Genomic DNA, 7,526 nt, shown 5'->3' on the forward strand with positions numbered 1-7,526 from the left:
GGCGGGGGCCGTCGTCAGCCGGTTGGCCGGCCATCCCAGCGGGCCACGGCCAGGTCCACCCGCTCGCCGCCGGGACGCAGCGCGGTGCCGTCGGCGTCGAGCCGCCGCAGTGCCTCGACCGGGGCGGTGGGATTCGGCTCGCCGGTGGAGCGGATCACCCGGTGCCAGGGCACGTCGTCGTCATACCCGTGCCGGCTGAGCACGGCGCCGACCGTCCGGCCGGTGCCCGCGCCCACGTATTCGGCGACATCACCGTAGGTCATCACCTTGCCGCGGGGAATTCGCGTGATCGCCTCGAGGACGGTCATCGCGTACGGGCTCGGCCGGCCNCGGCCGGCCGCCGACGCTGATCCGGGTGGCCAGCCCCGCGGACACGCTCAGCGGCGGCTCATGCCGCCGCCCGGCCCGGCGGGCATCCGCTGGCATCCAACCTCCCCGACACGACCAGGAGCACCAGTCGTACAACCATACGTAGCCGTATAGCCGTGTAGCCGATGGCCCACGTCGACGACGTACCGACCAGCAAAGAAGATCGCCGCGAGTTTGTCGTCAGCCACGCGTCCAGGGTCGAAAAACGTACACGATGACAAATTCGCACGAATCACACCGTGTGTCCGAATGGTCGCGGAACGGGTCCGCGGCCACCCGGACACGGTCCAACGGTTCAGTAGACGGGCAGGGACTTGTCGACCTGGTTCGCCCAGGCGGTCACCCCGCCCTGGACGTGCACCGCCGAGGAGAACCCCGCCCCCTTCAACGTCGCCAGCGCCTCGGCCGAGCGCACCCCGCTCTTGCAGTAGACGACGACCCGGCGGTCCTGCGGCAGTTCGGACAGGTGCGCCGGCAGTTCGCCCTTGGGGATCAGGCGCGCCCCCGGGATGCGCACGATCTCCCACTCCGCCGGTTCCCGCACGTCGACCAGCTCGATCGGCTCGCCCCGGTCCAGCCAGTCCTTGAGCTCGGTGGCCAGGATCGTCGAGCCGACGGCGGCCCGCTCGGCCTCGTCCGAGACGACCCCGCAGAACGCGTCGTAGTCGATCAGCTCGGTGATGGTCGGGTTCTTGCCGCACAGCCGGCACTCCGGGTCCTTGCGGACCCTGATGGTGCGGTAGCTCAGCTCCAGGGCGTCGTAGACCGTCAGCCGCCCGACCAGCGGCTCGCCGATCCCGGTCAGGATCTTGATCGCCTCGGTGGCCTGGATCGCCCCGATCGACGCGCACAGCACGCCGAGCACGCCGCCCTCGGCGCAGGAGGGCACCATGCCGGGCGGGGGCGGCTCCGGGTAGAGGCAGCGGTAGCACGGGCCGTGCTCGGCCCAGAACACGCTCGCCTGCCCGTCGAACCGGTAGATCGACCCCCACACGTACGGCTTGCCGAGCAGCACGCTGGCGTCGTTGACCAGGTAGCGGGTGGCGAAGTTGTCCGTCCCGTCCACGATCAGGTCGTACTGGCTGAAGATCTCCGTGACGTTGGAGGTGTCCAGCCGGGTCTCGTGCAGGATGACGTTGACGTGCGGGTTGGTCTCGCGGATGGCGTCCCGGGCCGACTCCGCCTTGGACCGCCCCACGTCGGACTGCCCGTGGATGATCTGACGCTGCAGGTTGGACTCGTCCACGGTGTCGAACTCGACGATGCCGAGCGTGCCCACCCCGGCGGCGGCCAGGTACAGCAGGGTCGGCGAGCCGAGCCCGCCGGCGCCGACGGCGAGCACCTTCGCGTTCTTCAGCCGCTTCTGGCCGTCCATGGCGACATCCGGAATGATCAGATGTCGGGAGTACCGGCGGACCTCGTCGATGGTCAGGTCGGCCGCTGGCTCGACCAGAGGCGGCAGTGACACGATCTCTCCTCGCGGTTACAGCGCTGGCATCCGTACGTCCGGCTACCCTGTCGTCCCATCCTCGCAGGGACGCCATGCCATCATCGGCGATCCACCGACAGAGGCCACCATCGGCGGACCGCCGACGAAGATCCCTGCAGGCGATCCACTGACGAAGATTTCTGCCGGCGGCCGGACGCCGGCGACGTGAGCACGACACACCTGGATCGTGGGCTGATGTCGACAACGCCGCCAGCGCGCGGAAGCTTCCGCGACCCGCGCCCACCATGCTCCGGGCTCGCCACGCCGGCCGTCCGGCTCGCCCGCGGCCCGTCAGCCACCGGCCTGGCCCGGCTCCGACCCGCGGTGGCGCTACCGGCGGCCCGCGGCCCCGGCTCTGGGCCCGCCGGCCCTCTTCCCGTTGCGTGCACCCTGTCGGCCGTTGCCGTTGCCGTTGCCGGCGGCGCCGTCCACCCCCGCGCCGTCCGTGCCGACCCCGTCCGCAGCGCCTCCGTCCGTACCGGACACGGCTGGGCGAGCGGCGGGCGCGGCGGGGCCGGTGCCCCGGCCGGCGCCGGTGGGCTGCCGGCCGCGGTGGGCCTGGGCCACGCTGGCGGCGAGGACGGCCACCAGATCGTCCGCGGAGGTGGCCGTCTCGCCCTCGACCGGCGGGGTCACCACGTCGCTACCCGACACCTTCGCGTCGATGACGGCCTGCAGGGCCTGCCGGTAGCCGTCGGTGTAGGGGGTCGGGTCGAAGTCGTCGGACAACGACTCGATCAGCGTCTGCGCCATGACCAGTTCCTGCGGGCCGACGTTCACCTCCTCGTCCAGGAACGGGAAGTCCGGCCGGCGCACCTCGTCCGGCCAGACCATCGTCGACAGGACGAGCACGTCGCCGCGTATCCGCAGGGTCGCGAGCTGCTCCCGCTGCCGCAGGGCGATCTTGACGAGCGCGACCCGGCCGGAGCGGCCGAGCGCGTCGCGCAGGAGCACGTACGACCTGACCCCGCCCCGGTCGGGCTCGATGTAGTAGCTCCTGGCGTAGTAGATCGGGTCGACCTGCGCCAGCGGGACGAACTCCAGCACGTCGATCGTGTGGGAGGTGGGCAGCGGCAGGTTCGCGAAGTCGTCGTCGGTGAGCACGACGGTCTCCCCGGACGGCAGTTCGTAGCCTTTGGCGACCTCCGAGTAGGGCACTTCGGCCCCGTCCGCCGCCGCGACCCGCTTGTAGCGGATGCGGGACCCGTCCCACCGCCTGACCTGGTGGAAGGAGACGTCCCGGTCCTCGGTGGCCGGGTAGAGCCGGACCGGAATCCGGACGAGACCGAAGGAGATCGCGCCTTTCCAGATCGACCGCATGCCCGCCCCTTACTGTGAGTTTGAGCATGTTCATGGGTTGTCCCGACCGGCATACCGCGGCGGTGGCAGCACCGGATCACGACAGCGCCGGATCAGATGTCCGCGCTGACGGGTACGGCCCGGCGGGCCGCGCTCCGCAGTCAGCGGACACACTCCTTACCCAATGGTCTCCCAACGATGGAGGGTGCGGAAGCCGTGTGAGCACAAAAGACGAACGAATCGTGGACGAACGAATCGCGGACGGACGCACACCCGGGGCAGAGCGCCCGGGCACCGGGCGCCACGATGCGGAGCACTCGGGCGTCGGTCCGCCCCGGGGACCTCCCGGAACGACTTCCACCCGCCGGACCGCCGGCCAGCCAGCGCCGCCGCGGCACCCGGCGAAGCCGGCCGTCGCGTCCAGCATCTGACGCGGTGACGCCGACCCCGGAACCACCGCACGACGATCGCGACGCAATTCCACACTCTGCGCACTCTCCGTACGCACTAACACACCGACAGTTTCTAGCCTGGTCGCCGCACGACCGGGCCGTTGCCTGCCCACGGCCGGATGAGCTGGTATTCATGGTGGGCGACGTGCCGGACCGAGTCGAAGAACACGGCGATCTTTTTGCCACTTCGGCAGGTACACCCGGCGCACAGGTGGAAGGTTCCAAAACGGCGGTAGGGCCAACGCAAGAGTACAGAGGATCACAGTCCGTAGGCGCTGACAGGAGAAAGCCATGACCTCACCGACGGATCTTCCGCTCGACGTGCATGACGTTCTCGACCGTCCCGACGTGCCCGACGCGGACGCCGCGGAGCAGGCGCGCGAGGTCCTGACGCGCGATTCGCTGCCGCTCACGGCATCGTGGCCGTCGTCGCTGGAGGTCGACGAGTACGACGCCGCGGAGCAGCAGATCGTCGTCGACGTCGACGAGGACGAGTACCGGTGAAGCGGGCCTGACCCGGGCGAGCCCGCGTGAGCCCCGCGTGAGCCCCGGTTCACGCGGACCCCTGATATCCCCCTGATCCAACGGTGACGTGCCGGCGCCGACGGGCCCGCTCGGTGCGGCCCGCCGGCGCGGGCACGCCCGCACGGGAGAAGGATGATCACCCTGCCCGCGGTTCCTCAGGCGGGCCCGGGAATCAGCCAGGCCGGGATCAGTCAGGACGGGGCCGGGCAGGAAAGGTACGGTGAGCCACCAGCGGGTTCACCCCCGCCTGGTACCCACATCCACAGACGCTCAGATCCCCTGTTCCAGATCCCGTATCCCAGATCCTGTACCCCGGATCCCGTACTCAGGTCCCGCCCAGATCCGAGTGCTCATCTTATGTTCACATAACATGACAAAGCACCACAGGTCGGGTCCCGGCCGGGCGCGACGCCCAGCCCGGGCATCCGGACGGGCACCACGCCCGGCACAGGCAGCCGCCGAGCCGGCACCGAGGCTCGACCGATCAAAGGAGGTGCGCCGGTGAGCGCCGAGCCGGCCGCGCCGCAACCGCGTTCAGGCAAGACCGCCCGGCTGCCGCGCACCGCTCGCCGCTTCCAGCTGCTGGGAGCGGCCCGTGAAGTTTTCGTTGCCCAGGGCTATCACGCCGCGGCGATGGACGAGATCGCCGAACGCGCGGGCGTCAGCAAGCCCGTCCTCTACCAGCACTTTCCCGGAAAGCTCGAGCTCTATCTGGCGCTGCTGGACGAGCAGGCCCACGCCCTCGTCTCCAGCGTGCAGCGGGCGCTTGCGTCCACCACCGACAACCATACCCGGATCGCTCGGTCGATCGCGGCCTACTTCGACTTCGTCGACGACCCCAGCGGCGCCTACCAGCTCGTTCTCGAGTCCGACCTGCGCAGCGAACCCGCCGTCCGCAAGCGGGTGGAGAACAGTTTCACCGAGTGCGCCAACGCCATCGCGGACGTCATCGCCGCGGACACCGGCGTCGGCCCGGCCGAGGCCGAACTGCTCTCGATCGGGCTGGTGGGCCTCGCCGAGACCGGCGCCCGCTGGTGGCTGGTCACCGGCGGGGCGGTCTCGAAGGAGCAGGCCGTCGCGACCATGGTCGAGCTGGCCTGGCGGGGGCTTGCCGGATACCCGCGCCGCACCACCGGCACCGACCCGGCACCGGCCCGGGAAATCACCGGTGACGGTGACGCCTCCAGCGGACCCTGACGTCTCCAACGGACCCTGAGGTCTTCAGCGGACCCTGACGCCTCCAGCGAACATGACCCGGCCGCGTCCCACGCCCCGCGCCGTAGGCCCTATGGTGACCTAGCCGGCCGAAGACGGCGAGACCCTCGCTCTTCTCCCACCGCCGGACGTCACCAGGAACCTGGACGGCACACCTGACGAACACGGAGGTCATCACTGGTGGAGGTCAAGATCGGGATCCAGAACGTCGGGCGCGAACTGATCATTGAGAGCGGCCAGTCGCCGGACGACGTGGCCCAGGCGGTCACCGACGCGATCAGGTCGGATCTGGGGCTGCTCACACTCGTGGACGAGAAGGGCCGGCGGGTCGTCATCCCGATCGGGAAGCTGGCCTACGTCGAGATCGCCGAATCCGAGACACGCCGGGTCGGTTTCGGCGCGCTCTGACGGCGACAGCACCCTCCGGTAACCCGGAACGCCCGACACAACACAAAAGGTAGTCGGAACAAAAGGTAGTCGGATGCCGGCTACCCGGGTCGGGTCGGGTCGGTTTCGGCCGCCCGGCCCCGACCCGGGCCCGGGCTGTCTCAGGTCGACAGGCCGAGTGCGTCCATCCGTGCCGTGTGCGCGAGGGTGATCCGGTTGAACAGCTCCGCCAGCGCTGTCAGGTCGCCTATCCCGTTCAGCAGGGCGGCGAGCGCGCTGCGCTCCACCGCGACCCGCTGTGCCTCGGTCAGCGCCTCCCCCACCAGCCGCCGGGCCCACAGCGCGAGCCGGCCGGCCACGGTCGGATCGGCCTCGATCGCAGCCCGGACCCGCCCCACCGCGAACGCGGCATGGCCGGTGTCGGCGAGGACGTCGAGGACCAGCGCACGCACGTCGGGATCGAGCACGGTGGCGATCTCGCGGTAGAAGTCCGCGGCGATGCTGTCCCCGACATACACCTTGACCAGGCTTTCCAGCCAGTCGGCAGGCGCGGTGAGGTTGTGGAAGTTCGTCAGCGGCGACACGAACGGCTCCATGGCCCGCACCGGGTCGACCCCCACCCCCAGCAGATGGGCACGAACCTCCTCGAAGTGCGCGAACTCGGCGGCTGCAATGCCGGCCAGCGCGATCTTGTCGGTCAGGGTGGGAGCCATCCGCGCGTCCGTGGCCAGCCGCTCGAACGCGGTCAGTTCGCCGAAGGCGAGCAGTCCCAACAGATCCACGACAGCGATGTCCGGTATGCCCGCGCGGACGGCGTCACGAGCCTGAACGTCACGAGCCTGCGCGTCACGAGCCTGCGCGTCACGGTGCGGCTCGGGCGCGTCGGTGGCCACCCCGTGGGCCCGGGCCCCTGGTACGGCCGAATCATGATCGGACCATTTTCGGCCCTCCGGATCGGGGCCGCGTGCCGTGCCGGCCCCGCCGGCCTCACCGCCTGCGTCGTCCCCGCCGATCGACGGCGCCGGAAAGCCGACCCGGCCGGTACCCGTACTGTCCGTCATATCGGATCACCTCAGCCTCGTCCTCATGGCGAACCGCCCCGATATACACCGACCGGAAGCAGGACCGGGACACCTTACGGCACAGGCACTTGCGGCATCTGACGGAATGGGCCGCAGCACCCTGCCGAAGGTCATCGTGTCGGAACATGTCTCGGAGAGCAGCCCACAGGTTATCCTTATCATTAGCCGGGAGCTGCCAAGACCACTTCCGGCCCGCGCGGGCGTCGCCCCACTCCGGGTCAGCGGACCCCGCCGGTAGATGTCGTGAGCGGGTGCAGCGTCGGATCCCGCTCATAGCGACTCGGGGACCTGGGCCTCGATGGCGTGAACGAAGGACGATCGCGCCGTCTCCGGCCCTCTAGCAGACCAGGAGTATCCCGCTGTCCGTTTCAGCCGAAACCACAACACACCGACACGATGACCCCACAGATCCCACGGGGCACCCGGACACCGGCGAGACGGGGGCCCCGACGGCGCCGGCCACGACACCGGCGCCCGGCTTCGCCGACCTCGGCGTCCGTGAAGAGATCGTCGAGGCCCTGCGCGCCAAGGGCATCCTCTCCCCCTTCCCCATCCAGGAACTGACGCTTCCGCTGGCGCTGGCCGGGTCCGACATCATCGGGCAGGCCCGCACCGGCACCGGCAAGACGCTCGCCTTCGGCATCCCGCTCGCGCAGCAGGCGACCAGCCGTGACGAGGGCGCCAGCGGGCAGCCGCAGGCGCTCGTGG

At 70.2% G+C, this 7,526-nt stretch carries 8 protein-coding genes; 4 read left to right on the forward strand and 4 right to left on the reverse strand.

Annotated elements, in window-relative coordinates:
• Nucleotides 1-14 precede the first annotated feature (14 nt).
• The 3 genes from FrCorBMG51_RS00130 to ku all read right to left on the reverse strand — a co-directional run bounded on the left by FrCorBMG51_RS00130 (nucleotide 15) and on the right by ku (nucleotide 3,178).
• Entirely contained in the window at nucleotides 15-308 is a 294-nt protein-coding gene (locus FrCorBMG51_RS00130) for an MGMT family protein (RefSeq protein ID WP_235433188.1), read from the reverse strand.
• A 356-nt stretch (nucleotides 309-664) separates the two neighbouring features.
• Nucleotides 665-1,837, reverse strand: a complete 1,173-nt coding sequence (gene moeZ, locus FrCorBMG51_RS00135; protein ID WP_047221135.1) for an adenylyltransferase/sulfurtransferase MoeZ — start codon at nucleotides 1,835-1,837, stop codon at nucleotides 665-667.
• A gap of 351 nt (nucleotides 1,838-2,188) precedes the next feature.
• On the reverse strand, nucleotides 2,189-3,178 hold the full coding sequence (gene ku / locus FrCorBMG51_RS00140; RefSeq protein ID WP_047221136.1) for a non-homologous end joining protein Ku: 990 nt from the start codon (nucleotides 3,176-3,178) through the stop codon (nucleotides 2,189-2,191).
• A gap of 722 nt (nucleotides 3,179-3,900) precedes the next feature.
• Between ku and FrCorBMG51_RS00145 the strand changes: the two genes are divergently transcribed.
• From FrCorBMG51_RS00145 to FrCorBMG51_RS00155, 3 genes are all read left to right on the forward strand, one after another.
• On the forward strand, nucleotides 3,901-4,113 hold the full coding sequence (locus FrCorBMG51_RS00145) for a hypothetical protein (RefSeq protein WP_047221137.1): 213 nt from the start codon (nucleotides 3,901-3,903) through the stop codon (nucleotides 4,111-4,113).
• A 522-nt stretch (nucleotides 4,114-4,635) separates the two neighbouring features.
• Nucleotides 4,636-5,331: a TetR/AcrR family transcriptional regulator gene (locus FrCorBMG51_RS00150; protein ID WP_047221138.1), complete on the forward strand. Its 696-nt coding sequence runs from the start codon at nucleotides 4,636-4,638 to the stop codon at nucleotides 5,329-5,331.
• Between the two features lie 198 nt (nucleotides 5,332-5,529).
• Nucleotides 5,530-5,757: a DUF3107 domain-containing protein gene (locus tag FrCorBMG51_RS00155; protein ID WP_013872385.1), complete on the forward strand. Its 228-nt coding sequence runs from the start codon at nucleotides 5,530-5,532 to the stop codon at nucleotides 5,755-5,757.
• Between the two features lie 140 nt (nucleotides 5,758-5,897).
• Here the strand turns inward: FrCorBMG51_RS00155 and FrCorBMG51_RS00160 are convergent, their stop codons facing one another.
• A complete protein-coding gene (locus FrCorBMG51_RS00160) occupies nucleotides 5,898-6,797 on the reverse strand; it encodes a ferritin-like fold-containing protein (protein ID WP_047221139.1) in 900 nt (299 codons plus the stop codon).
• Between the two features lie 380 nt (nucleotides 6,798-7,177).
• On the opposite strand from FrCorBMG51_RS00160, the gene FrCorBMG51_RS33345 reads away from it, so the two are divergent.
• Nucleotides 7,178-7,526, forward strand: a 349-nt coding sequence (locus tag FrCorBMG51_RS33345; RefSeq protein ID WP_420848551.1) for a DEAD/DEAH box helicase, incomplete at its 3' end; no start/stop codon positions are given.

The organism is Protofrankia coriariae, assembly GCF_001017755.1.
GTDB classification, from domain to species: domain Bacteria; phylum Actinomycetota; class Actinomycetes; order Frankiales; family Frankiaceae; genus Protofrankia; species Protofrankia coriariae.